The following is a 24,768-nucleotide window of genomic DNA, read 5'->3' on the forward strand; positions in this document are numbered from 1 at the left end:
CTAGCCGAGCGCGGCGATCGCGTCGGCGATCGCCAGGGTCCGCCGTGCGGACTCGACGTGGAGGGCCTCGACCATCCGGCCGTTGTAGGTCACCACTCCCGAGCTCCCACCGGATGTGGCAGAGCCGGCCTCGAACGCCTCGATGAGGCCGCGGGCATCCTCGACGGCCAGCGCGGACGGCGCGAACGCGGCGTTCGCTCCGTCGACCTGCCCCGGGTGGATCAGCGTCTTGCCGTCGAAGCCCATCTGCCGGCCCTGCTCGCACTCGGCGAGGAACCCCTCGGCGTTCTTCACGTCGTTGTAGACGCCGTCGAGGATCGCGATGCCGGCCGCGCGCGCGGCGAGCAGCGCGGTGTGCAGGCTGGGCAGGATCGGGGCGCGACCGGGCACGTGCTCGGCGTAGAGCTCCTTGACCAGGTCGTTGGTGCCCATGACCAGGCAGGTGAGCCGCTGCGAGGCACGCGCGATGCTCAGCACGTCGAGGATCGCCACCGGCGTCTCGATCATGGCCCAGAGCGTGGTGTGGTCGGGAGCGCCGGCGCTCTCGAGCGCGTCGACCAGGCGACCGACCTCGTCGGCGCTGTTGACCTTCGGCACGACGACCGCGTCCGGCCCGGCCTGTGCCGCGGCGCGCAGGTCCGCGTCGTGCCACTCGGTGCCGATCCCGTTGGCGCGGATGGTCAGGGTGCGCCGGCCGTACTCCCCGCTGGCCGCGGCCGAGCACGCGGCCTCACGGGCCGCGGGCTTGGCGTCGGGGGCGACGGCGTCCTCGAGATCGAGGATCAGCGCGTCGCACGGGATGGACTTGGCCTTCTCCAGCGCCCGCTCGTTGGAGCTGGGCATGTAGAGGACGCTGCGCAGCGGGGTGAACCCCGAACTGCCGGTCATGCGGGCACCTCGATGGCGTCGTACGCCGCCTTGAGGTCGGGGTCGATGGCCGCGAGCTGCTCGGCGAGCTCGACCATGACCAGGCACTGCTTGAGCGAGGCGTCGTCCTCCATCTTGCCGTCGAGCATCACGGCGCCCGTGCCGTCGCCCATGGCGGCGACGACGCGGCGGGCGTGCGCGACGTCCTCGACGCTGGGGCTGAAGACCCTGTTGGCGATGGCGATCTGCTTGGGGTGCAGGCTCCACGTGCCGACGCAGCCGAGCAGGAACGCGTTGCGGAACTGGTCCTCGCACGCCACGACGTCTGCGATGTCCCCGAACGGCCCGTAGTAGGGGTAGATCCCGTGCATCGCGCATGCGTCGACCATCCGGGCGATCGTGTAGTGCCAGAGGTCCTGCTGGTAGGTCGTGCGGCTCGCCTCGATCTGCGCGACGCCGAGGCTGTCGACGGGCGGGTCCTGGCGCACGAGGTAACCGGGGTGGCCCCCGCCGACCCTCGTCGTCTTCATGCGCCGGTCCGCGGCGAGGTCCGCTGGGCCCAGGGAGAGGCCCTGCATCCGGGGGCTGGCGCCGCAGATCTCCTCGACGTTGGCCACGCCGCGGGCGGTCTCGAGGATGGCGTGGACGAGGATCGGCCTGGTCAGCCCGGCCGCCGCCTCGAGCTGGGCGAGCAGCCGGTCGACGTAGTGGATGTCCTCGGCGCCCTGCACCTTCGGCACCATGATCACGTCGAGCTTGTCGCCGATGGCCGGGACCAGCGTGGTCAGGTCGTCGAGCACCCAGGGGCTGTCCAGGGAGTTGATGCGGGTCCAGAGCTGGGTGGTGCCGCTCTGCCCTCCCAGGTCGGCGGTCTCCTGGGCGATCTTCACCAGGCCCTCGCGGGCGGCCACCTTGTTGTCGGCCTTGATCGCGTCCTCGAGGTTGCCGAGCAGCACGTCGACGGTGCCGACCATGCCGGGGATCTTGGCGGCCATCTTCTCGTTGCTCGGGTCGAAGAAGTGGATCGCGCGACTCGGCCTCGCGGGGATCTCGCGGAGCGGCTCGGGTGCGCCGACCGCGAGCGGTCGGAAGAAGTCCTTGGCTGGGCGTGACATGCGCGCGAACGTAACAGCCGGTCGCGTCGTGCCGGTATGACCGATCTGACAGCGGGAGTGAGTTTCACCGGCTAGCCGGTAAATCTCACCGGGCGCCGCGACCCCACCAGCGCCGCCGCCCCGACGTAGGAGCGACCGCCGCCTCGGCGCGCGCCCGGCGCAACCGGGCCGCGCGACGCTCGGCCCACGCCCGCACGGTCGCGTCGACGTCGCGGGGCATGGTGACCAGCGGCGGGCCCTCGGGGAGCCGGTAGCGAGCGGCCACGACCCGCTTGTTGAAGTCCTCGAGCTCGCGGCGTACGTCGTCCTCGCGGGCCAGCTTGTCGAGGCGATCGTCGAGCTCGGCGTCCTCCTTGCGCAGCTGGACGCTCATCGGGAGCACGGCGACCTTCTCGCGCTCGACGAGCTTCTTGATCCACCAGTCCGGGTCGTGGTGCTCGCCCAGGTCGGGGATCGGCTTGCCGGCACCGGGCAGGTCGTCGAACTCGCCCCGCTCCATGGCCTGGCGCACCTGGAGGTCGACCCAGGTCTGTTGCTGCTGGATACGGGCCCGGGCCGCCGCGCGGTCCGCCTCCCGGGACCGGGGCTTCTCGTCGGTGGGCTCCTCGCTCACGCTTCTACGGTAACGCCGCTCAGGCGGTGGACAACCACAGCGCGGCACCGCCGACGACCACGCCGACCGTGACCAGGAACCAGAGGAGGGCGAGCCGGAGGCTGGTGCGGGAGGTGCTGTCGCAGCGCCTGATCGTGACGACCCCGGCGAGCACGCCGAGCGCGCCGGCCGTCCTCTGGAACGAGAACGGCGCGACCGCGCCGACCAGGGCGATCGCGCCGAGCAGGCCGCACATCACGGCGACGTAGAAGGCCCAGCCGTGCGACCAGCGGTAGGCGTTGGGGTTGGGGGCGATGCCGTGCGCGTCCTCGGGGTCCCAGAGCGGCTCGTCCCTCTTGTCGCGGGCCATACCGCGATGCTCGTCCGCCGCTCAGGTCGTGTCGAGGGCGTCGAGCTCGTCGTCGAGAGTGAGCTCGCCTGCGGGTGCACCCTTGGGCATCATCAGCAGCGCCACCGCCGCGAGCAGGGCGGCGACGGCACAGATCGCCCACACGGTGAGGTAGCCCGACAGCGGCGCCTGTCCCTCGTCGGGACCCTCGATCGACCCGGTGGCGGTCAGCGCGATCGCGAAGACCGCGGAGGCGATGGCGCCGCCGACGGTCTTGGTCGCGTTGGTCATGCCGGTGGCGAAGCCGGTGCGCGCCGGCGGGGCGGCGGCCGCGGCGGCCGCCGGGAGCGCGGCGACCAGGGCGCCCGAGCCGAGCCCGGCGACCGCCATGTTGACCAGCGCCTGGGTCGTGGAGTCGTGGAACGGCAGCCACAGCGCGTAGCCGAGCGCCACCAGCACCGACGACATGACCAGCGCGCCGCGGGGCGTGAGGAGCCGTGAGGTGAGGGGCAGGGTGAACGCGCCGATCGCCAGGAAGACGACGTAGACGCCGATGAGCGTCGACACGAAGCCGGGGCTCGCGCCGAGCCCGTAGCCCGCGACGTCGGGGTCGGTGCGGGCGAAGGTCGACAACGGGATCTGGGCGCCGAGCACGGACATGCCGAACAGGAACGCCGTCAGCTGGACCGGCCACTGGCCGCGGGTGGCCAGCAGCCGCACGTCGATCATCGGCGCGGGGTGGCCCTGCTCGTAGCGGACGAAGGGGACGCAGGCCGCGGCGCCGGCCAGGATCAGCAGCCAGGGCAGCACGCTGCCGGGGGACTGGACGCGGATGGCGACGAGCCCGCCCATCACCAGCCCGATCGCGAGGGTGACCAGCGCCAGGCCGCCCCAGTCGTAGCCACCGGTCGCGTCGCCCGGCACGTCCTCGATGCCGAACCAGATGACGAAGAACACGACGGTCACGACGATCGCCGGCAGCGCGAGCAGGGTGCCCATCGAGGTCGCCTCGACCAGGGCGCCCGAGGTCAGAGCGCCGATGATGACCGACAGCTCGAGGGCGCCGACCAGGATCGCGGCTGCGCGCCGGGTGAGGAGCGCCTGCCGGCCGGTGTCCTTGGTCCGCCGGTGGATGATCGCGACCTCGAGCGGGAGCCACACGACGTACGCGCCCTGGACGGCCCAGCCGATCAGGAACGTCGTGAAGCCGGGCGCCGCCACCAGGATCCAGGAGCCCAGCGCGGTGACCGCCGTCGAGAGCAACAGGACCTTCTTGTGCCCGACCAGGTCGCCGAGCCGCGCCAAGGGCGGGACCACGAGGGCGGAGACGATCAGCTGGGCCGCCTCGAACCAGTTGACGTCCGCGTCGGCGATGTCGAGATGGTCGGCGATGTCGCTGAAGATCGGCGTGTAGTAGCCCTGCAGCACGCCGCTGGCCAGCTCGACGCAGACCAGGAAGCCGACGATCGCGACCAGGCCGTGGACCGGCCGGACCGGTTGGGTCGTGCTAGTCACTGGGGATCCTCTCGATCAGGCGCTGGTACCAGCGGACGCCCTCGATGAAGGCGTCGATCCCGAGATGCTCGTCGTAGGAGTGGATGGCCTGGCGCTGGGCCTTGGTCATCCGGAACGGCGCGAACCGGTAGACCCGGTCGCAGATGCGGGTGAAGTGGCGGGCGTCGGTCGCGGCCATCATCACGTAGGGCGCCGCCACGGCGTCCGGGAAGACCTCGGTGATCGTCTCCTCGAGCAGCCGGAACCCGTTGTCGGCGCTCGTCATCGGCGAGACTTGGCACGCCTCGTTGGCCTCGACCACGTCGATGCGCACGTCCTTGTCGTCGATCGCGGTGCGCACGTGGTCGAGCACCGTCTCGACGGTGTCGCCGACCATGATCCGGATGTTGACGCCGGCGGTCGCCTTCTGCGCGATCACGTTGAGCGCGGGCGAGCCCTGCAGTGTGGTCACGGCGAACGTGGTCCGGGTCATCGCCGCGGTCTCCGGCCCGGCGAGGACCAGTGCGCGCGGCAGGACCGGGCCGAGCCGGGCGGCGTTCGCCATCAGTGGGCGCATCGGGAGCGGTGCGTGCGGGGCGAGCCTGCGGAACAGCTCGAGGGTCGGCGCGGGGACGCGGGCCGGCATCGGGGCGTTGTCGAGCCGGGTGATGGCCCGGGCCAGCCGTGCCGTCGGGCCGAGGCGCGTGGGTGTGGAGGCGTGGCCGCCGCGGCCCTCGACGGTCAGCTCGAGGGAGGTGACGCCCTTCTCGGTCACGCCGATGACACCGACCGGCGTGCTCACCCCGGGGAAGGCACCATGGGCGATCGCGCCGCCCTCGTCGACGACGATCCACGGATTGACGCCACGCCTGCGGAGCTCCTCGACGGCCATCGGCGCGGCCTTGCCGAAGACCTCCTCGTCGCAGCCGAACGACAGCCAGACGTCCTGGGCAGGTCGGTGTCCTTGCTCCAGCAGCCGCTCGACCGCCTCGCAGACCGCGACCAGGGCGCCCTTGTCATCGAGGGTGCCTCGGCCCCAGATCTCGCCATCGGCGATGTCGCCGCTGAAGGCGCCGTGCTGCCAGTCGCCCTCCACGGGGACGACGTCGAAGTGCGCCATCAGCACGACCGGCCGAGCGTCGTGGGTGCCGCGCCAGTGGAACAACAGGCCCTGGGTGCTGGCGGGCGTGTGGAGGGGAGTCAGCTCGAGGTGCTCGTGCAGGAGCGGGAACTGGGCGCGCAGCTCCTCGACGAACCCGTGGAAGGCGTCCGTGTCGATCTGGTCGGTGTCGCGGTAGGACACGGTCGGGATCCGGACGAGCGTCTGGAGCTTGCTCACCGCCCGGTCCATGGCGGCACGCTACTCGCGCCCAGGCTTACCGACGGGCCTACCGCCAGTGACCTCGGTGGACGACGTCGTCGACGGGCCTGCGGGGTCGACTGCTCGGCGACCCCGCGGCACCTCCGATCGCTGCGTGACCGAGGGTGATCGCGCCGATCGGGGCGAACCGGTCGGGGATGGCGAACTCCGCCCTGACGGCGTCGAGGCGGTCCGGCGGGATGCCGAAGAAGCAGGCGCCCAGGCCCTCGTCGACCGCGGTCTGGAGGATGAGCAGGCTGGCCATGCCGGTGTCGATGTCCCAGTAGGGGACCGGCCACCTCGTCTCGTCGCGGTCCGTCCAGCCCTTGTCGGGCTCGGCGTAGCGGTCGAGGTAGGCCGCCTTGCTGCTGCAGGGGATCACCACGACCGGCGCCCTGCTCATGCCCTGGAGCCAGCGGTCGGGGGCTTGGTCGAGGTCGGTGGTGGCGGCCCAGAAGCGGCGTACGTCGTCCGGCTGGTCGAGCACCAAGAACCCCCACCCCTGGCTGAACCCGGCGCTCGGCGCGCGGGTCGCGTTGGCCAGCGCCCGGCCGACGGCCGCGGGGTCCACGGGCTCGTCGGTGTAGCTCCGCACCATCCGGCGGCGACGTACGACCTCCTGGAACTCCATGATGGTCAGTATGGAAGGCCCTCGCCCAGCCCAGTCGCCCGACGACTTCGAGCGGATGTGGTCCGACCTCGCCCCCATCGGGAGGTCCTCGGCGTCCGGCGGCTACTTCCGCCAGCCGTTCCTCGCCGCCGAGCGGGAGCTGGCCGCCTGGTTCGCCGAGCAGTGCGCCGCCCGCGGCCTGGCTGTGGAAACCGACGTCTTCGGCAACGTGGTGGGGTGGTGGCAGCCGGCTGGACTATCCCCCCGTTCCGGCGTCCTCACCGGCTCCCACCTCGACTCGGTGCTGGACGGAGGGGCGTACGACGGGCCGCTGGGGGTGGTCTCTGGGCTGGCGGCCATCGACGAGCTGAGGTCGCGTGGGTTCGTGCCGGGCCGGCCGATCGGTGTGGCGGTGTTCGTCGAGGAGGAGGGGTCGCGGTTCGGGCTGGCCTGCCTGGGCTCGCGGCTGGCGACCGGCGCGATGTCGTGGGAACAGGCTCGCGAGCTCCGGGACCGGGACGGGGTCGCGCTCGGTGACGTCGCCGAGGGTGGCGGACCGGGGTTGCTGGCCGACGTCGGCACGTTCGTCGAGCTGCACGTCGAACAGGGCCGGGACCTGGTGGACCGCAACCGGGCGGTCGGGGTGGCCAGCGGGATCTGGCCGCACGGGCGCTACCGGTTCGACATGACAGGGGAGGCCAACCACGCGGGCTCGACCCGGATGGAGGACCGGCGCGACCCGATGCTGACCTACGCGATGACGGCGCTGGCCGCCAACAAGCAGGCCCGGCTGCTGGGGGACCGGGCGACGTTCGGGCGGGTCGAGGTCGAGCCCAACGGCACCAACGCCGTGCCGTCGAGAGTGACCGCGTGGCTCGACGCGCGGGCCGCCACCGAGCACGCCCTGACCGACCTGGTCGAGGTCGTCTCGCGGCAGGCCCGCGAGCGGGCCGAGCGGGACGGCACGTCGGTCGACATCACGGCCGAGTCCGTGTCGGGTGCGGTGGCCTTCGACCCGGACCTCGCCGCACGGATCGCCGCCGACCACGCCGAGGGTGACTGGCCGGTCATCCCGACGGCGGCCGGCCACGACGCCGGCATCCTCTCCGCGGCCGGGATCCCGACCGCCATGCTGTTCGTCCGCAACCCGACCGGCGTCAGCCACTCGCCCGCCGAGCACGCCGAGGTGCCCGACTGCCTGGCCGGCGTGCATGCGCTGGCCGAGACCCTCGAGCGGTTGGCCCGGTGAGCGAGGCGGAGACCGGTCCCGCGACGGCGTACCTCCTCGAGCGCGCCTGGGTCGACGGCGCGGTCCACGACGACGTCCTGGTGGAGATCGAGGGCGGCCGCTTCACCCACGTGGGCCTGGGCCGCAGGAACTCACGCTTGGCCGCTCAAGCTTCAGCGGCGGAGCGTGAGCTTCACCGGCTAGCCGGTGAAACTCCCACCCGGCGGCCCGGCCTCACCCTCCCAGGCCTGGTCAACGACCACAGCCACGCGTTCCACCGGGCACTGCGGGGTCGGACGCAGCGAGAGACGGGGACGTTCTGGACCTGGCGGCAGCAGATGTACGCCGTCGCGGAGCGGCTCGACCCGGACCGCTACCTCACCCTCGCGCGGGCGGTCTTCCGGGAGATGGTGGCCGCCGGCTACACGAGCGTGAGCGAGTTCCACTACCTGCACCACCGGCCCGACGGCACGCCGTACGACACGCCCAACGCGATGGGCGACGCGCTGCGCCTGGCCGCCCAGGAGGCCGGGATCCGGCTGATGCTGCTCGACACGTGCTACCTCAGCAGCGGGTTCGGGGCGCCACCGGAAGGGGTGCAGGTGCGCTACAGCGACGGCACCGCCGCACGCTGGGCCGAGCGCGCCGGGCCCGGCCCGGCCGCCATCCACTCGGTGCGCGCGGTGCCCCGCGACCAGCTCCACGTCCTCCGGGGCCGGGCCCCGCTCCACGTCCATCTCTCCGAGCAGGTGGCCGAGAACGAGGCCTGCCTGGCGGCGTACGGCGTCACCCCGGCCCGGCTGCTCCACGAGGAGGGCCTGCTCGGCCCGGACACCACGGTCGTGCACGCCACCCACCTCACCGACGACGACATCGCGCTGCTCGGCGAGACCCGCACCAACGTCTGCATCACCCCCACCACCGAGCGCGACCTCGCCGACGGCATCGGCCCGGCCAGGCGGCTGCACGCGGCGGGGTGCCGACTCAGCATCGGCAGCGACAGCCACGCGGTCGTGGACCCGTTCGAGGAGCTGCGCTCACTCGAGATGGACGAGCGCCTCGCCACCCGGCAGCGCGGCCACTGGACCGCCGCCGAGCTCCTCGACATCGGCACCGGCGACGCGAGGATCGCGGTCGGTGAGCCGGCCGACCTGGTCACCCTCGACACCACCACGCCGCGCACCGCCGGCACCGGCGCCGACGAGCACACCGCCGTGTACGCCGCGACCGCGGCGGACGTCGTCCAGGTCGTGTGCGACGGTCGGGTCGTGTTCGCCAAGGGTGACGAGGCCGAGATCGGCCGCGAGCTCGACGCCGCGATCGCGGAGCTGTTGGCATGACCAGCCTCGTAGTCGCCGACATCGGGGAGCTCGTCACCAACGACCCCGAGCGGGGCGGCCTGCTCGGGATCGTCGAGAACGCCGCGCTCGTCGTCGAGGGCGGCAAGGTCGCGTGGGTCGGGTCGGCCGCCGACGCCCCGCCGGCCGACGAGTACGTCGCCGCCGGGGGCCGGGCCGTGCTGCCCGGGTTCGTCGACAGCCACAGCCACCTCGTGTTCGCCGGCGACCGGGCACCGGAGTTCGCGGCCCGGATGGCCGGGACGCCGTACGCCGCCGGCGGCATCCGCACCACGGTCGCCGCCACCCGCGCCGCGACCGACGAGCAGCTGACCGCCCACGTCGCCCGGCACGTCGCCGAGATGCGCCGCCAGGGCACGACGACGGTCGAGATCAAGAGCGGCTACGGGCTGACCGTCCTCGACGAGGCGCGCAGCCTGGCGGTGGCCCGGCAGTTCACCGAGGAGACGACCTTCCTCGGTGCGCACGTCGTGCCCACCGAGTACGCCGACGACCCCGGGGGCTACGTCGACCTGGTCACCGGACCGATGCTCGAGGCCGCGGCGCCGCACGCCCGCTGGGTCGACGTGTTCTGCGAGACCGGGGCCTTCGACGCCGACCAGGCCCGGGCGGTGCTGGCCGCCGGAGCGGCGAAGGGACTGACGGGCCGGCTGCACGCCAACCAGCTCGGCCCCGGCCCGGGCGTCCGGCTGGCCGCCGAGCTGGGGCTCGCGGCCGTCGACCACTGCACCTACCTCGACGACGCCGACGTCGACGCGCTGCGCGACTCCGGGACCATCGCCACCCTCCTGCCCGGCGTGGAGTTCTCGACCCGGCAGCCATACCCCGACGCCCGCCGGCTCCTCGACGCCGGCGTGAGGGTCGCCCTGGCCAGCGACTGCAACCCCGGCTCGAGCTACACCAGCTCGGTCCCGCTCTGCATCGCCCTGGCGGTGCGCGAGATGGGCATGACGACCGCCGAAGCGGTGCACGCCGCGACGTACGTCGGTGCCCAGGCGCTCGACCGCGACGACATCGGTGTCCTGGTCCCGGGGAAGCGCGCCGACTTCCTGCTGCTGGACGCGCCGAGCCACGTCCACCTGGCCTACCGCCCGGGTGTCCCGCTGGTCGCGGGCACCTGGGTCGCCGGCCGGCCGGTCTGAGCCTGTCAGGGCCGGTCTAAGGCACCTGAGAGCTACCTCAGACGAAACTAAGGCACCTTCCCGATGTGCGGGCCTACCTCAGACGACGACTCTCGTCTCACCACCGAGACCCGGTGGGACCGTCCAGAGGGAGACCACATCATGTACAGCCCCGAGTACTTCGCAGCGGAGATCGAGTACCGCAGCAACCGGGCCAAGGAGAGCGTGCGCGCCGCCCGGCGCCGCAAGCTGATCCGCCGTCCGGCGGTCCGCCGCCCGGCGGACACCGTCACCGACGCCCGCTGAGGCCTCCGGTGACGGCGGCCCTGGCTGTCGCTGACGAAGTCGCAGCAGAAATGACAGCGGACCAGACAACAGGCTCCCCTGAACACTTAGGGGGGATCATGGCCGGCGTGGCACAGACCAACCGGACCCTGGTCGGCCGAGACGCCGAGCTGACGGAGATCGCTTCGTTGCTCGGCGTCCGGTCGTTGGCGGACCTCCCGGAGCCGTCACGCGCCGACTCCCAGCACGTCGTCCTCTCCGGGGACGCGGGGGTCGGCAAGACCCGCCTGCTGATGGAGCTGCGCGACCTCGCGGTCGCCGCCGAGTGGCGGGTCGTCGCCGGCCACTGTCTCGACTTCGGTGACAGCGCGCTGCCCTACCTCCCGTTCTCCGAGGTGCTGGGCCGCCTCGAGGCCGAGCTGCCCGAGCTCGTCGCCAAGGTGACCTACGAGCACCCCGCGCTCAGCCGGCTCCGCCCTGGCCGCCGGGTCATGAGCGCCGACCCGCAGGACTCAGGGCGAGCCGAGCCCGGTGAGTCCGACGGCCAGGTCGACCGGGCCGACCTGTTCACCGCCGTGCACGCCCTGCTCGAGACGGCGGCCGAGACCGCGCCGCTCCTGGTGGTGGTCGAGGACTGTCACTGGGCCGACCAGTCGACCCGCGACCTGCTCAGCTTCCTGTTCTCCCGGCCCTTCGAGGGCCCGGTCGCGGTCGTGGCGTCCTACCGTTCCGACGACCTGCACCGTCGCCACCCCCTGCGTCGCCAGGTCGCGGAGTGGACGCGTCTGCGCGGCGTGGAGCGCCTCCAGCTCAGCCCGCTGGCCGACGACGACGTCCGCACCCTGGTCGAGCTGCTGGCACCGGCCGGCCTCACCGACCGAGAGCTCGACACCATCGTGGGCCGCGCCGAGGGCAACGCGTTCTTCGTCGAGGAGCTCGTCGGCGCCACCGGGATGTCGGATCTCCCCGTGGACCTCGCGGACCTCCTCCTCGTCCGCCTCGACCGCCTCGACGACCACGCCCGGCAGGCAGTCCGGGTCGCCAGCGTCGCCGGCCGCAAGGTCACTCACGAGCTGCTCGCCGCCACGTCCGGCCTCGACGCCCGTCACCTCGAGGAGGCCCTGCGCAAGGCGGTCGAGATGAACGTCCTGGTTGCCGGCGAGGGCCACTACTCGTTCCGGCACGCCCTGCTCGGTGAGGCGGTCTACGACGACCTGCTCCCAGGAGAGCGGGTGCGGCTGCACGCCGAGTACGCCGCCGCGCTGGCCGACGGCCGCGCGTCGGGCACCGCGGCCGAGCTGGCCCGCCACGCCCGCCTGGCCAACGACCTGGACGCCGCCCTGGCCGCCGCGATCCGCGCCGGCGACGAGGCCGCGGCCGTGGGCGGCCCTGACGAGGCCGCCCAGCACTACCAGCAGGCACTCGAGCTGCTCGCCGACCCCGCCCGGCGCGAGCGCTTCACCGGCGACGTCTCCAAGCTGGCGGTCGCCGCCGCCGCGGCGGTCACCAACGCCGGACAGCCCCAGCGGGCCGCCAAGCTCCTGGCCGAGCAGCTCGCCCACCTCCCCGCGGACGCACCAGCCACGTGCCGGGTTCGGCTGCTCGCCGCCCGCGCCGACGCGCTGTTCGTGACCGAGCCCGACGAGGACCCGCTCACCGTCTCCCAGCAGGCCGTGGACCTGCTCCCCGCCGACGCCGGCGGACTGCGGGCCAAGGTTCTGGCGATCCATGCCCGGATCCTGTCCGGCTACGGACGCTACGACGAGGCCCAGTCGGTCGGCCTGGACGCCCTGTCGGTCGCCGAGCGGCTCGACCTCCACGAGCTCGCCTCCGACGTCATCACCACGCTCTCGGGCCTCAAGAAGGCCGGCCCCAAGGAGGGGCTGCGCAGCGCGCTCGCCGACGCGGTCGAGCGAGCGGTCGCGACCGGTGCTGTGCACGCGGAGCTGCGGGCCCGGTTCTTCATGGGGCGCTCCTACCAGGACTGGGCCGAGCTCGCGGACGCCGAGCGCTGGTTCCGCAGCGCCATGCAGACCGCGGTCGACGCCGGCATCCCCTGGGCGCCCTACGGCTTCGAGGGGCGCTGGCAGCTGTCCTGGGTCAAGTTCGTCAGCGGTGAGTGGGACGAGGTCCTCGACCTCACCGACGTCACCGGCGAGCACGCGCCACCGATCGCGGCCGCCCTGCTGGAGAGCGTGCGGATCCTGGTGCTCGTCGCTCGGGGCGAGCCGGTCGCCGACCGGGCCCGCCGCCTGCGCAGGTTCTGGGAGCAGGAGGGCGGCGTGGCCATCCACTCGGCGTCCGCCGAGCTCACTGAGGCCGGGCGCGCCGACGACCCGCACGCGGTGGTCGCCGTCTACCGCGACGTGGTCGGGGTCCTGGGCAGGATCTGGCACGAGTGGTTCAGCGCCCGCATCCGGCTCGCCGCCACCACCGCGGGTGCCATCGCGGACCGGATGCCGAGGCTCAGCGCGGTCGAGCGGGCGACGTACCTCGAGGAGGTCGAGCGGCTCTTCGAGGAGGGCCACGTGGTCCTGCAGAAGTACGCCGACCCGTCCGGTCACTGGGGACCCGAGGGCCGGGCCTGGATGAAGCGGCTCGACGCGGAGACGCTGCGGGCGCGCTGGCTGGCCGGCACCGACGCGCCGCCCCAGGACGTGCTGGTCGACACCTGGCGCGACACCGAGCAGCTCTTCGTCGACTTCGGCCACGTCCACGAGCTCGCCGCCGTCCGGGTGACCCTGGCCGGCATCCTGCGCGCCACCGGTGACCCGGCCGGCGCCCGCGAGGTCGGCGACCTGGCCCGCGAGGCCGCCCACCGGCTGGGCGCGGCGCCGTTGCTGGAGGAGCTGCGGGCGATCGGCTCGGCGCCCACCCGCGCCGACGGGCCGTCGGACTCGCTGACCGCGCGCGAGGCCGAGATCCTCGCGCTCGTGGCCGAGGGCAGGTCCAACGGCGAGATCGGCAAACAGCTGTTCATCAGCACCAAGACCGTCTCGGTGCACGTCTCCAACATCCTCGGCAAGCTCGGCGCCGCCGGCCGCACCGAGGCCGCCGCCATCGCCCGCCGGCGGGGGCTGCTGGACTAGCCCCGGCGCCGAGGTGAGGGTGTGTGCGCCATGATCGCCATGGGTACCCGCGAGGCGAAACCCATTCGCGACCCATCCTGCAACAGGGAGGCATCATGACCACCACGCCTGAAGAGCCGCTCGGCGACGACGACATGACCACGACCCCGGCTGGTGACGCCGGCCTCGGCGGCGGAGACGCCGACGGCACCGACGGTGACGCCACGGACAGCACCGACGGCGACGCGAGCGACGGCGGCGACGCGGACGGCACCGACGCCGACGGCACCGACGGCGACGGCACCGACGGCGACGCCAGCGACACCACGGACGGCGACGCGTCCTGAGCGGTTCCAGTGCCGCGCTCGACCTCCTGACCGGTGACGCCCAGACCTTCGTCGAGAAGGTCTGGGCGTCGCGGGTCCACCACCACCGCGCCGACCCGGCCCAGCTCGCGGCCTACCTCTCCCTCGACGACGTCGACCACCTGCTGACGTCGACGGCGATCCGTACGCCGTCGGTGCGCCTGGTGCGCGACGGCACGGTGCTGCCCGAGTCGGCCTACACCCGCCCCGCGACGCTGGCCGGCCGCTCGCTGACCGGCCTGGTCGACGCCCGCAAGGCGCTCGCCCTGTTCGAGGAGGGCGCGACCGTCGTCCTCCAGGGCCTGCACCGCTACTGGCCGCCGCTGACCCGGCTGGTCGCCGAGCTCGAGCTCGACCTCGGCCACCCCTGTCAGGCCAACGCCTACCTGACCCCGGTGGGGGCGCAGGGGTTCGACGTCCACCAGGACACCCACGACGTGTTCGTGCTGCAGACCGCGGGCGCCAAGCAGTGGGAGGTGCACACACCTGGAGATGAGCCTGGAGATGAGCCTGGAGATGAGCAGAGCGACGGGGTGGAGGAGTCGGTCCTCCTCGAGCCCGGGCACGTGATGTACATGCCCACCGGCACCCCCCACGCGGCGCGCACCCAGGACGCGGTCTCCCTGCACATCACCATCGGCGTCAACCAGCTGACCTGGCGCGGCCTGGTGTCCCGGGCGATCAGCGCGCTGGCCGCGAAGGTGCCCGACGAGCACCTGCCCGCGGGCTACCTCGAGGATCCCCAGGCGCTCGCCCACCAGCTCGGCCGGCACCTGCACGACGTGGCCGACGAGCTGCGCGGCGTCGACCCGGCGGCCGCGATCGAGGCCGAGGTGCGTCGCTTCCTCACCCAGCGTCCGCCGCGCCTGCCGGGCGGGCTGACCGACCTGATCGGCCTCGGGACGCTCACCGACTCGACCCGGCTGCGGCGCCGGCCCGGCCACCCCTGCGTCCTGCTGGACCATGGCGAGCAGGTCGAGGTGCTGCTGGGCGACCGGTCGCTCACCGTGCCGGCGTGGCTCCGGCCGGCCCTGGCCGAGGTCCGGTCGCGGGCCGAGCTGACCCCCGCGGACCTGCCGCTGGACGAGCAGAGCAGGCTGGTCCTGTGTCGGAGGCTGGTGCGCGAAGGGCTGCTCGAGGTCCTGGAACCCGACCTCGAAACCTGAGGACGCCGAGGTGAGCTTCCGCTGCTCGGCGGCGAGCCTGCTCCGCGGCGAGCCGATGGCCGGCACCGCCTCGACGGTCCGCGCCTTCCTGCTGCTCGAGAACCCCGGCCCCTGGGGCGAGAACGCCCTGCGCGACGCGCGGCTCCCCGACGGCCTGGGCGACGAGCTGACCGCCCGGGCGGCCGCGGCCCGGGTGCGGGTGCTCCTGATCCGGCGGCCCGGACGCCGGGCGCCCTCACGCGGGCTGCGGGTCTTCGCGGCGTTCGCCCACCACGCGGAGCCGTGGCTGGAGACCGCGGTGCTCGGTGACATCCACGAGGTGCACGACCTGGACGTCGAGGCGCTCGGAGCCGGCCGGTCGCCGGGGCTCACGCCGCACCTGGACCCGGTCTTCGCGGTCTGCACCCACGGCCGCCACGACACCTGCTGCGCCGAGCGGGGCCGCCCGGTGGCGGCGGCGCTCGCGGCCCGCCACCCGGAGCAGACCTGGGAGGTCTCGCACATCGGCGGTGACCGGTTCGCGGCCAACGCACTCGTCCTGCCGCACGGGCTCTACTACGGGCGCCTCGACGCAGAGTCGGTGACCGGGGTGGCCGCCGCCCACCTGGCGGGGCGCGTGTCGCTCGACCACCTCCGGGGCCGCTCCGGCCTGAACATGACGCTGCAGTACGCCGAGCTCGCCCTGCGGCGCCACCTCGAGGAGACGACGCTGGGCGGGGTGCGTCTGGTCTCGCGCACGACCGAGGGTGGCGTGGTCACCGCCGTCCTCGACGCGGCCGGCCGGTCCTACGCCGTGCAGGTGCGTTCCACCTCGTCCACCGAGCAGCATCGACTGACCTGCTCGGCCACCCGCCACAATGCGTTCGTGACGCACGAGCTGCTCGACCTTCGACCCCTGGACGACAGGGACGCCGGTTGAGGCGCGCCGTCGCGCTGCTCGGCGCCGCCCACCCCGGCCCCGCCTTCGCGGTCACGCTCCTCGCCGGGCTGCTCGGTGTCGCGGTTGGCCTCGGGCCGGCCGACCTGGCGCTGGTCGTGGCCGCGGTCCTGACCGGCCAGCTGTCGATCGGCTGGTCCAACGACCTCGTGGACGCCGACCGGGACCGGGCGGTCGGGCGCACCGACAAGCCCCTGGCGACCGGCGACCTGGACGAGCGCCTGGTCCGCGCCGCCTGCGCGCTGGCCGTGCTCGCCACCGTCCCGCTGTCGCTGCTCTGCGGGCTGGTCGCCGGGCCGGTGCACCTGCTGACGGTCGCCTCGGGCTGGGCCTACAACCTCGGGCTCAAGTCGACGACGTGGTCGTGGGCGCCGTACGCCGTCGCGTTCGGCGCGTTGCCGGCGTTCGTCGCCCTGGTCGACAGCCCCTCCGACCTCCCGCCGTGGTGGATGGTCGTGGCCGGCGCGCTGCTCGGGGTGGGCGCCCACTTCGTCAACGTGCTGCCCGACCTCTCCGCGGACGCCGCGACCGGCGTCCGCGGTCTGCCGCACCGGCTCGGCGCCCGCCGCTCGTCGGTGCTCGCCGCGACGGTTCTGGTGGGTGCGACAGTGGTGGTCGTGCTCGGTGCGACCGTCGACCCCGTCCTCGCCACGGCGGCCCTGGTGGCGGTGGTGGCGCTGGCGGTGGTCGCGCTCGTCACCGACGGCCGCACCCCGTTCCGGGCCGCGATCGCGATGGCGCTGGTCGACGTCGCGATGCTGGTGGTCGCGGGATGAGCGGGATGAGCGCGAGCCTCAGCGACTGGGACCTCATCGTCGTCGGGGCGGGACCGGCAGGCACCGCGACCGCGCTCAGCGCGATCCACGCCGGCCCCCGGCTGCGGGTGCTCCTGCTCGACCGGGCCGACTTCCCGCGGGACAAGTCCTGCGGCGACGGCATCGCCCCCCACGTCCTCGACCGGCTCAGCAAGATCGGCGTGACCGGCATCGAGGACGGCTGGACGCCGCTGACCCGGCTCGAGCTGGCCCGCGGCACGTCGTCGGTGGCCCGGCCGATGGCCCGCCCGGTCTACGTCATCCCGCGCGAGGTGTTCGACGCCCGGCTCGTCGAGCGGGCAGTGGCGAAGGGCGCCACCCTGGTCCGGCACCGGGTGGTCGACGTGCGGACGACCGAGGACGGGATCGTGCTCGACGGGCGCTACCGAGCCCCGGTCGTCGTCGGCGCCGACGGTGCCCACAGCGTCCTGCGCGCCCACCTCGGACTGCCCGACGGACGCCGGGCGCTGGCGATCCGCGGCTACGCACCGACCCCGCCGGAGCGCCGCGGCAGCCAGGTGATCCGCTACGGCGACCGCCGCCAGCCGTCCTACGCCTGGGCCTTCGACCGCGGCGACGGGCTGTCCAACGTCGGCTACGGCGAGCTGCTGCCCGGTGACCGCACCGACTCGCCGACCCGGGCGCTGCTCCTCGACCAGCTCGACCGGCTGCTGCCCGGGGCCGTCGAGGCCGGCGACCACTGGAAGGCGCACCACCTGCCGCTGTCCGGGTGGACCTGGGAGCAGCCCGACGGCCCCGTGCTGCTGGCCGGCGACGCGGCGGGGCTCATCAACCCGATGACGGGCGAGGGCATCTACTACGCCGTGGCCACCGGGATCACCGCCGGGCGGGCCACCGCCCAGGCGTTCCGGGCCGCGTCACCGGCCGGTGCCGGCGCCCTCCACCGGCGGGCGGTGCGGGCCCTCCTGGGCCGGCACCTCAAGCACACCTGGACCGCGGCCCGGCTCTCGGAGAGCGCGACCGTCGTCGAGGGCGGCATCCGGGCGGCGCAGCGCGACGGCCGGGTCTTCGACGAGCTGGTCGAGCTCGGGCTCGGCGACGGCCGCATCTCCCGGCACCTGGTGGCCCACCTGGTCGGCGGCGTGGCCCGGCGTACGGTTCAACGCAGTCCTGTGGCCCGGTTGGTGAAAGGGACCTGACATGCAGATCCTGAGCGTCCGCGGGGCGCTGCCGCCGCACCGCCACCCGCAGGCGGAGATCACCGACGCGTTCGCCGGGTTCATCGCCGAGCGCAGCCTCGACGAGCGGCTGATGCGTCGGTTCCATGCCAACGCCGGGGTCGAGTTCCGCCACACCGTGTTGCCGCTGGCCGACTACGGCCGGATCGAGTCGTTCACCCAGGCCAACGACCTCTTCATCGAGCACGCCGTCGAGCTCGGCGCCCGGGCACTCCAGGACGCGCTCAAGGCCGCCGACCTCACCCCCACCGACATCGACCTGGTCGTCTCCGCCACCGTCACCGGCCTGGCCGTCCCATCGCTAGAGGCGCGGATCGCCGCGGTGGTCGGGCTGCGCCCGGACGTCAAGCGGATGCCCCTGGTCGGGCTGGGCTGCGTGGCGGGCGCGGCCGGGATCGCCCGGCTCGCCGACTACCTCGCCGGGCACCGCGACCAGGTCGCAGCGCTCGTCGCCGTCGAGCTCTGCTCGCTGACCGTCCAGCGGGACGACGTCTCCGTGCCCAACCTGGTGGCCAGCGGTCTCTTCGGCGACGGTGCCTCCGCGGTGGTGGCCGTGGGCGCGTCGTACGCCGGGGCGACACCCGGCGCCCACGTGCTCGACTCGCGCAGCCGCCTCTACCCCGACACCGAGCGCACCATGGGCTTCGACGTCGGCAGCACCGGGCTGCGGATCGTGCTCGACGCGGCCGTGCCCGAGGTGATCGGGCGCTACGTCCGCGAGGACGTCGACGGCTTCCTCGAGGCGCACGGCCTCACCCGCGACGACATCGGCTGGTGGGTCTGCCACCCCGGCGGGCCGAAGGTCATCGAGGCGCTCCAGGCGGCCCTCGACCTGCCCCGCGAGGCCGTCGAGGTCACCTGGGACTCGCTTGCCACGATCGGCAACCTCTCCTCCGCGTCGGTGCTCCACGTCCTCGAGGACACGCTGCGGGACCGGCCGCCGGCCCCCGGCAGCCACGGGATCCTGATGGCCATGGGTCCGGGCTTCTGCTCCGAGCTCGTCCTCCTCCGCGCACCTGGGGCTGAGGACGCATGACCGGCCTGGTCGCGTTCACCGTCGTCGTCGCGCTGGTCGCGCTCGAACGCGTCGCCGAGCTCGTGGTCTCCACCCGCAACGCGGCATGGAGCAAGCAGCAGGGCGGCGTCGAGACCGGCCTCGGCCACTACCCGTTCATGGTCGTGCTGCACACCGGCCTGCTGGTCGGCGTGCTCGTCGAGGCCTGGACGCGGCGCCCGGACGTGCCTGGCGTCCTGGCCTGGTCGATGCTTGTCGTCGTCCTGCTCACCCAGGCGCTGCGCTGGTGGTGCATCGCCACCCTGGGCCGGCGCTGGAACACCCGGGTGATCGTGGTGCCGGGGCTCGCGCCGGTCACCGCCGGGCCCTACCGGTTCCTCCGGCACCCCAACTACGTCGCCGTGGTCCTCGAAGGGATCGCGCTGCCTGCCATGCACGCCTGCTGGATCACCGCGGTCGTCTTCACGGTCCTCAACGCCGGCCTTCTCACGGTGCGCATCCGGGCGGAGGACGCCGCACTGGCCACGCTGCCGTGATGGACCTGTGCGTGGCTGGCGGGGGACCGATCGGCCTGGCCACCGCGCTCTACGCCGCCCGGCAGGGGCTCGAAGTCGTGGTCCGCGAGCCGCGGCCGGGGCCGGTCGACAAGGCCTGCGGCGAGGGCCTGATGCCGGGCGCCGTCGCGGACCTCGCCGACCTGGGGGTCGACCCGCCCGGACACCGGATCGCGGGCATCGCCTACGTCGACGGGCGGCACCGCGTCGAGACGGCGTTCCGCCGGGGTGACGGCCGGGGCGTGCGGCGTACGGTCCTGCACTCCGCGCTCCGGGACGCCGCCGTCGCGGCGGGGGTGAAGATCGAGGCCCGTTCGGTCGAGCGGGTCGACAACCGGCACGACCACGTGCTCGTCGACGGCGACGCGGCCGCCTACCTCGTGGCGGCCGACGGGCTGCACTCCCGGGTGCGCCGGATGATTGGTGCCGAGCGGCCGCAGCTGCGGCACCGGCGGCACGGGCTGCGCGCCCACGCCGAGGTCGCGCCGTGGACGCCGTACGTCGAGGTGCACTGGGCCGCGGGCTCCGAGGCGTACGTGACACCGGTCGGCCCCGGCCTGGTGGGCCTGGCGATGCTCACCGACCGGTCCGCGACGTTCCCCGTGCTGCTTGCCGAGCACCCGGAGCTGGCGGACCGGTTCGCCGGCGTCGAGTGGTCCAAGGTTCGCGGGGCCGGCCCCTTGCGGCAGCGCGCATCTCGACGGGTCGTCGGCCGGACCCTGTTGGTGGGGGACGCGGCCGGTTACGTCGACGCGATCACCGGCGAGGGCATCGCGCTCGGCCTCGCTCAGGCGCGCGCCGCGGTGGCCGCGGTCGTCGCCGGCAGCCCTGACGACTACGAGGCGGCCTACCGGCGCCTCGGTCGGCGGCACGAGCTGCTCACCCATGCCCTGCTGGCCTCGAGCCGGGTGGAGGCGGTGCGCCGCAGAATCGTGCCCGCGGCTGCTCGGCTCCCCTGGGCCTTCGACGCGGCCGTCGACCAGCTCGCGAGGCCGGTGTGACGGGCCGCTCGGTCGAGGAGGTCGTCCTGCTCGGCGAGGACGGCAGCGCGATCGGCACCGCGCCCAAGACCGAGGTGCACCACGCGGACACCCCGCTGCACCTGGCGTTCTCCTGCTACGTCTTCGACGAGGCCGGGCGCTTCCTGCTCACCCAGCGGGCCCGCAGCAAGCCGACATTTGGGGGCGTCTGGACCAACTCGTGCTGCGGCCACCCCGCGCCCGGGGAGGCCATCGAGGACGCCGTACGCCGCCGGGTCGAGCAGGAGATCGGGGTGACCCTCGACGACCTCCGGCTGGTGCTGCCGGCGTTCCGCTACAGAGCGGTGATGGACAACGGCGTCACCGAGAACGAGATGTGCCCGGTCTTCGTGGCGACCACCAGCGACGCCGTGCGGCTCGACCCCGAGGAGGTCGACGACCACGAGTGGGTCGACTGGCCGTCGTTCCGGGCCGGCGTCCTCGACGGCAGCCGCGACGTCAGCGTCTGGTGCCGCGAGCAGGTGACGGCGCTGCCCGAGGACCCGCGCACGGCCACGGCTGCGGACCGCGCTGCGCTCCCTGCCGCGGCGCGCTAGGCAGACTCACAGATGCAGAGCTGGAGCGGCGCAGCCCCGGTGAATGGTCCGCGGGACCAGTCGCCGAAGCGCTCGACGAGCCGAAGGCCGCCGAGCGAGACGAGCAACGGCAGCTCCTGCGGGAAGATGCTCCGGATCTCGAGCGGCGCGACGACGAAGTCGGTCTCGTAGTCAGTCGAGAGGTGCCACGTCCCGCGTGTCACTTGCGACCGCGGATCATAGGTCTCAGCGACCTCAACGCTCACGAGGCCACGGTCAGGATCCGTGAACGACAACGACTCCCGCGTGCGCCGCACGCCATCGGCCTCGGCAAGGAGACGCACGCTCGGGTTGAACACGTCGAAGACGAACCGTGCCTCGGGTGCCAGGTGCCTGCGGACCGACCGGAAGCAGCTCACCAGATCTGCCGCCTCGTGCAGATGGAGAAGGGAGTTGGCGGTGATGAACACGAAGTCGAACGTGCGACCCAGATCGAAGGCCCGCATGTCGCCCTGCACCCAGTCCACCGCTACCCCGCGCTCGCTCGCCTTGCGGCGTGCCTCAGCCAGCATGTCCGACGAGAGGTCCAGTCCCACGCACGGACGCCCGTCGGACGCGATCGGGATCAGCTTGTGCCCGGTGCCGCACCCGAGCTCCAGCACTCGGCCGCCTTGCCGATCGGCCTCGGCGCGGTAGAAGTCGACCGCGGGCCCACCGCCCGGGAACATCAGGTCGTACAGCCTCGCGTGCGAGTAGAACGAGGTGCTCATGAGGGGGAGTCTCTCTCAGCACAGTTGCGACGACGCGGGACCGGCGACGCCCAGTGCCTTCCCCAGGACCGCGAGCCGCTCCGCGTTCATCCGCTTCACGATCGCCGCGTCCGGCACGACTTGTACGCCGTGGAACACGCCGGGCCAGCAGTGCAGCTCGACGGGGACGCCGGCGGCCATCAGCCGGGTGGCGTAGTCGATCCCCTCGTCGCGCAGCGGGTCGAGCTCGCAGGTCACGACGTACGCCGGCGGCAGGCCGGAGAGGTCCTCGGCGCGGCCGGGCGCGGCGTACTGGTCCGCGGGCCGGCCGGCCAGGTAGAGCCGCCACGACGCGGCCGCCTGGCTCGGGCTCCACATCAGCCACGGCCCGGCGGAGCGCATCGACGCAGTCTCGAGCCGGTCGTCGATCACCGGGACGTCGAGCGACTGGAAGCACAGCGCCGGGCCGCCGCGGTCGCGCGTCAGCAGGGCGAGCGCCGCGGACAGGCAGCCTCCGGCGCTCTGGCCGTGCACCGCGACCCGGGCCGGGTCCACGCCGGGCAGCCCGGCCAGCAGCCGGAGCGCGGCGTAGCAGTCCTCGAGGCCGGCCGGGTAGGGGTGCTCGGGGGCGAGCCGGTAGTCCACGCTCGCCACCACGACCCCGAGGTCGCGGGCCAGATCGACGCACACCTGGTGCTCGAGGTCGACGCTGCCGAGCACGAAGCCTCCGCCGTGCAGGAACAGCAGCCCGGGGAGCGGACCCTCGGCGTCCGCCGGCCGGTAGACCCGCACCGACGCGGGGCTGCCGAGCTCGTCGAGGCGCAGGTCGCGCACCTCCAGCCCGGTGGTGTCCACCGAGGAGGCCGGTGGCGCCATCGCGGCGAGCACGGCCCGGGCGCCGTCGAGGTCGTCGAGGCTCGTGCCCAGGTCGGGCAGCAGCCGGACCATGCCGACGAGGTCCGGGTCGAGGCTGGGGAAGAGCGAGGCGTCCACGGAGGTCAGCTGACCTCGAAGTCGGCCGGGTCGGGGTCCCGGGTCCAGGCCCAGTAGTCGACGAGCCGCCAGGGGTTCAGCCCGTGGACCTCACCGGCGTCGTCCTGGTAGTAGCCGTGCCCGATGTAGGGCGACGACCAGACCATGGTCTTCACCTCGGCCTGGGTCCGCGAGTAGTAGTCGTCGTACGCCGCCGGGGTCGGCTCGATCGTGTCGCCGCCGGCCTCGACGAGCATCCGCAGGCAGCCCATGACGTAGGCGACTTCGCACTCCGAGGCCAGGATGATGCTGCCGCCGCTGGCCAGGTTGGTCGCCGGCCCGTAGAGCATGAAGAAGTTGGGGAACCCGGGCACGGTCACGCCGAGGTGGGCTCGCGGCCGGGCGCCCCAGTGCTCGCGCAGGTCAACGCCGTCGCGCCCCCGCACCGTCATCGGCACCAGGAACTCATTGGCGCGAAAGCCGGTCGCCCAGACCAGCACGTCGGCCGGGTGGCGTTCGCCGTCGCTGTCGATCACCGCGTCCGGCTCGAGCCGAGAGACGCCGGCACGCACCAGCTCCACGTTGTCGCGGGTCAGCGTGCGCAGCCACGACCCGTTGTCCTGCAGGGTGCGCTTGGCGGTCGGCGGGTAGGGCGGCACGACCTTGGCCACCAGCTCGGGGTCCCCGTCGACCTGGCTGGTGATCCAGTCGGTGAACATCACCCGGACCATCTCGTTGACCTCGCTGACCGACTGCTGCTGCGGTGCCCACGAGGGGTCGACCTTGGCGGCCGCGAGCCCGGCGTCGCACCCGGGCCACAGGGTGAGGAACCGGAACCACCGGCCATAGAAGGGGAGGTGCCTGATCGCCCAGCCCACACCAGGACCGACCGCGTCGTGGTAGCCGGGGTTGGGGAACATCCACTGCGCGGTGCGCTGGAGCACGGTCAGCGACCGGACCCGGTCGGCGATCGCCGGCGCGACCTGGAAGCCCGTGGCGCCGGCGCCCACCATGACGACGTCCTTGCCCTCGAGGTCGACGTCGTGGCGCCACCGGGCGGTGTGGAACGCCGGGCCGTCGAACTCGCCGGGCACGTCGGGCACGAACGGCCGGTTGAGCTGGCCGACCGCGCAGACGACCGCCCTGGCGGTGAGGGTGTCGCCGTCGTCCAGGGTGACCGTCCAGGTGCGGGTCGTCTCGTCGTACGCCGCCGCCGTGGCCTCGGTGCCGAACCGCACGTGCTCGCGGATGCCGCGCTCGTCGGCCACCCGCTCGAAGTAGGCCCGGAGCTCGGGCTGCCGGGAGAAGAACTCGGTCCAGTGGTCGCCGGGCTCGAAGCTGTAGGAGTAGAAGTGGCTGCCGACGTCGACGCGCGCGCCCGGGTAGGAGTTCTCCCACCAGGTGCCGCCGGGCCCGTCGTTCTTCTCGAGCACCACGAACGGGAAGCCGGCCTGCTGCAGCCGGATCGCCGCGAGCAGCCCGGACATGCCACAGCCGATGACCACGACCGGGTACGCCGCCGCGCCGGCGACCGGGTCCGGCTCGCGGCTGTCGCGGCCGTCGAGGGCGAGCTCCTCGAGCATCATCGGGACGTATTCGTCGCCGACGACGTCGCAGGCGAGCCACGTCATCATCTCGTGCAGCGTGGACTGCGGCAGCGGCTCCGGCTCGGGGCAGCCGCGTCGCCGCCAGCCGCGGATCACGTCGAGCGCCAGCGCCCGGCCCGCCGCCTGGTCCTCCGGCGACATGTAGCCCTGGTACTCGTTGAGGAAAAGGCCGGCCGGCCGGATCGACCCGTCGAGGATCGCCCGCCGCTGGGCCTCGTCCTCGCAGAGGTGGACGCACGCCATCAGCAGCGTCGGCACGGAGGTGTCCTCCAGCGCGGCCGCGATCTCGGCATCGGTGACATCGGGGTCTATCGGCCGTCCCGCGTGGGGGTTGCGCACGGTCGGGAGAGTACACAGTTGTGCCGAAGTGTCTACAGGCCTAGGTTG

Annotated in this window: 24 protein-coding genes; 14 read left to right on the plus strand and 10 right to left on the minus strand. The window is 73.4% G+C overall.

Annotated features, from left to right (window positions below; genetic code table 11):
- From ACYVC6_RS05015 to ACYVC6_RS05045, 7 genes are all read right to left on the minus strand, one after another.
- A complete protein-coding gene (locus ACYVC6_RS05015) occupies positions 1-888 on the minus strand; it encodes an HpcH/HpaI aldolase/citrate lyase family protein (protein WP_460711594.1) in 888 nt (295 codons plus the stop codon).
- The gene (locus ACYVC6_RS05020; RefSeq protein WP_460711596.1) at positions 885-1,982 is read right to left on the minus strand and encodes an HpcH/HpaI aldolase/citrate lyase family protein; all 1,098 of its coding nucleotides are present in this window, start codon (positions 1,980-1,982) and stop codon (positions 885-887) included. The genes ACYVC6_RS05015 and ACYVC6_RS05020 overlap by 4 nt, the downstream gene beginning before the upstream one ends.
- Positions 1,983-2,067: 85 nt before the next feature.
- A complete protein-coding gene (locus ACYVC6_RS05025) occupies positions 2,068-2,595 on the minus strand; it encodes a DnaJ family domain-containing protein (RefSeq protein WP_460711598.1) in 528 nt (175 codons plus the stop codon).
- 19 nt (positions 2,596-2,614) lie between these two features.
- On the minus strand, positions 2,615-2,944 hold the full coding sequence (locus ACYVC6_RS05030) for a hypothetical protein (protein WP_460711600.1): 330 nt from the start codon (positions 2,942-2,944) through the stop codon (positions 2,615-2,617).
- A gap of 21 nt (positions 2,945-2,965) precedes the next feature.
- Positions 2,966-4,438, minus strand: coding sequence for an MFS transporter (locus ACYVC6_RS05035; protein WP_460711602.1), 1,473 nt, complete (start codon positions 4,436-4,438; stop codon positions 2,966-2,968).
- On the minus strand, positions 4,431-5,768 hold the full coding sequence (locus ACYVC6_RS05040; RefSeq protein WP_460711604.1) for a M20/M25/M40 family metallo-hydrolase: 1,338 nt from the start codon (positions 5,766-5,768) through the stop codon (positions 4,431-4,433). The genes ACYVC6_RS05035 and ACYVC6_RS05040 overlap by 8 nt, the downstream gene beginning before the upstream one ends.
- Positions 5,769-5,805: 37 nt before the next feature.
- On the minus strand, positions 5,806-6,408 hold the full coding sequence (locus tag ACYVC6_RS05045) for a nitroreductase family protein (RefSeq protein ID WP_460711606.1): 603 nt from the start codon (positions 6,406-6,408) through the stop codon (positions 5,806-5,808).
- A 10-nt stretch (positions 6,409-6,418) separates the two neighbouring features.
- Between ACYVC6_RS05045 and ACYVC6_RS05050 the strand changes: the two genes are divergently transcribed.
- The 14 genes from ACYVC6_RS05050 (at position 6,419) to idi (ending at position 21,074) form a co-directional block, all read left to right on the plus strand.
- Positions 6,419-7,636 carry an allantoate amidohydrolase gene (locus tag ACYVC6_RS05050; RefSeq protein ID WP_460711608.1) on the plus strand — a complete coding sequence of 406 codons (1,218 nt, stop codon included), beginning with the start codon at positions 6,419-6,421 and terminating at the stop codon, positions 7,634-7,636.
- A complete protein-coding gene (locus ACYVC6_RS05055) occupies positions 7,633-8,955 on the plus strand; it encodes a formimidoylglutamate deiminase (protein ID WP_460711610.1) in 1,323 nt (440 codons plus the stop codon). The genes ACYVC6_RS05050 and ACYVC6_RS05055 overlap by 4 nt, the downstream gene beginning before the upstream one ends.
- A complete protein-coding gene (gene hutI / locus ACYVC6_RS05060; RefSeq protein WP_460711612.1) occupies positions 8,952-10,115 on the plus strand; it encodes an imidazolonepropionase in 1,164 nt (387 codons plus the stop codon). The genes ACYVC6_RS05055 and hutI overlap by 4 nt, the downstream gene beginning before the upstream one ends.
- Before the next feature lie 141 nt (positions 10,116-10,256).
- Complete coding sequence (locus tag ACYVC6_RS05065) at positions 10,257-10,400, plus strand: hypothetical protein (protein ID WP_460711614.1); 144 nt, start codon at positions 10,257-10,259, stop codon at positions 10,398-10,400.
- Positions 10,401-10,498: 98 nt separating this feature from the next.
- On the plus strand, positions 10,499-13,468 hold the full coding sequence (locus ACYVC6_RS05070; RefSeq protein WP_460711617.1) for a helix-turn-helix transcriptional regulator: 2,970 nt from the start codon (positions 10,499-10,501) through the stop codon (positions 13,466-13,468).
- A 95-nt stretch (positions 13,469-13,563) separates the two neighbouring features.
- Entirely contained in the window at positions 13,564-13,794 is a 231-nt protein-coding gene (locus ACYVC6_RS05075) for a hypothetical protein (protein WP_460711619.1), read from the plus strand.
- A gap of 182 nt (positions 13,795-13,976) precedes the next feature.
- Positions 13,977-14,978: a cupin domain-containing protein gene (locus ACYVC6_RS05080; protein WP_460711620.1), complete on the plus strand. Its 1,002-nt coding sequence runs from the start codon at positions 13,977-13,979 to the stop codon at positions 14,976-14,978.
- Positions 14,979-14,988: 10 nt separating this feature from the next.
- Positions 14,989-15,897 (plus strand): sucrase ferredoxin, encoded by a 909-nt coding sequence (locus tag ACYVC6_RS05085; protein WP_460711621.1) that lies wholly within the window; start codon positions 14,989-14,991, stop codon positions 15,895-15,897.
- Positions 15,894-16,691 carry a UbiA family prenyltransferase gene (locus ACYVC6_RS05090; RefSeq protein ID WP_460711623.1) on the plus strand — a complete coding sequence of 266 codons (798 nt, stop codon included), beginning with the start codon at positions 15,894-15,896 and terminating at the stop codon, positions 16,689-16,691. Before ACYVC6_RS05085 ends, ACYVC6_RS05090 begins: the two co-directional genes overlap by 4 nt.
- 5 nt (positions 16,692-16,696) lie before the next feature.
- Positions 16,697-17,890, plus strand: a complete 1,194-nt coding sequence (locus tag ACYVC6_RS05095) for an NAD(P)/FAD-dependent oxidoreductase (protein ID WP_460711625.1) — start codon at positions 16,697-16,699, stop codon at positions 17,888-17,890.
- Between the two features lies 1 nt (position 17,891).
- Entirely contained in the window at positions 17,892-18,965 is a 1,074-nt protein-coding gene (locus ACYVC6_RS05100; protein WP_460711627.1) for a type III polyketide synthase, read from the plus strand.
- A complete protein-coding gene (locus ACYVC6_RS05105) occupies positions 18,962-19,480 on the plus strand; it encodes an isoprenylcysteine carboxyl methyltransferase family protein (protein ID WP_460711629.1) in 519 nt (172 codons plus the stop codon). Before ACYVC6_RS05100 ends, ACYVC6_RS05105 begins: the two co-directional genes overlap by 4 nt.
- Positions 19,480-20,499, plus strand: a complete 1,020-nt coding sequence (locus ACYVC6_RS05110) for an NAD(P)/FAD-dependent oxidoreductase (RefSeq protein WP_460711631.1) — start codon at positions 19,480-19,482, stop codon at positions 20,497-20,499. Before ACYVC6_RS05105 ends, ACYVC6_RS05110 begins: the two co-directional genes overlap by 1 nt.
- Positions 20,496-21,074 (plus strand): isopentenyl-diphosphate Delta-isomerase, encoded by a 579-nt coding sequence (idi, locus tag ACYVC6_RS05115; protein ID WP_460711633.1) that lies wholly within the window; start codon positions 20,496-20,498, stop codon positions 21,072-21,074. The genes ACYVC6_RS05110 and idi overlap by 4 nt, the downstream gene beginning before the upstream one ends.
- Here idi and ACYVC6_RS05120 read toward each other — a convergent pair.
- From ACYVC6_RS05120 to ACYVC6_RS05130, 3 genes are read right to left on the minus strand one after another with little or no spacing between them, the layout of a single operon-like run.
- The gene (locus tag ACYVC6_RS05120; RefSeq protein WP_460711635.1) at positions 21,071-21,823 is read right to left on the minus strand and encodes a class I SAM-dependent methyltransferase; all 753 of its coding nucleotides are present in this window, start codon (positions 21,821-21,823) and stop codon (positions 21,071-21,073) included. The genes idi and ACYVC6_RS05120 overlap by 4 nt on opposite strands.
- A 15-nt stretch (positions 21,824-21,838) precedes the next feature.
- Positions 21,839-22,795 carry an alpha/beta hydrolase gene (locus ACYVC6_RS05125; RefSeq protein ID WP_460711636.1) on the minus strand — a complete coding sequence of 319 codons (957 nt, stop codon included), beginning with the start codon at positions 22,793-22,795 and terminating at the stop codon, positions 21,839-21,841.
- Positions 22,796-22,800: 5 nt separating this feature from the next.
- Positions 22,801-24,720 (minus strand): flavin-containing monooxygenase, encoded by a 1,920-nt coding sequence (locus ACYVC6_RS05130; RefSeq protein ID WP_460711638.1) that lies wholly within the window; start codon positions 24,718-24,720, stop codon positions 22,801-22,803.
- Positions 24,721-24,768: the final 48 nt, after the last annotated feature.

Source organism: Nocardioides dilutus (genome assembly GCF_054779555.1).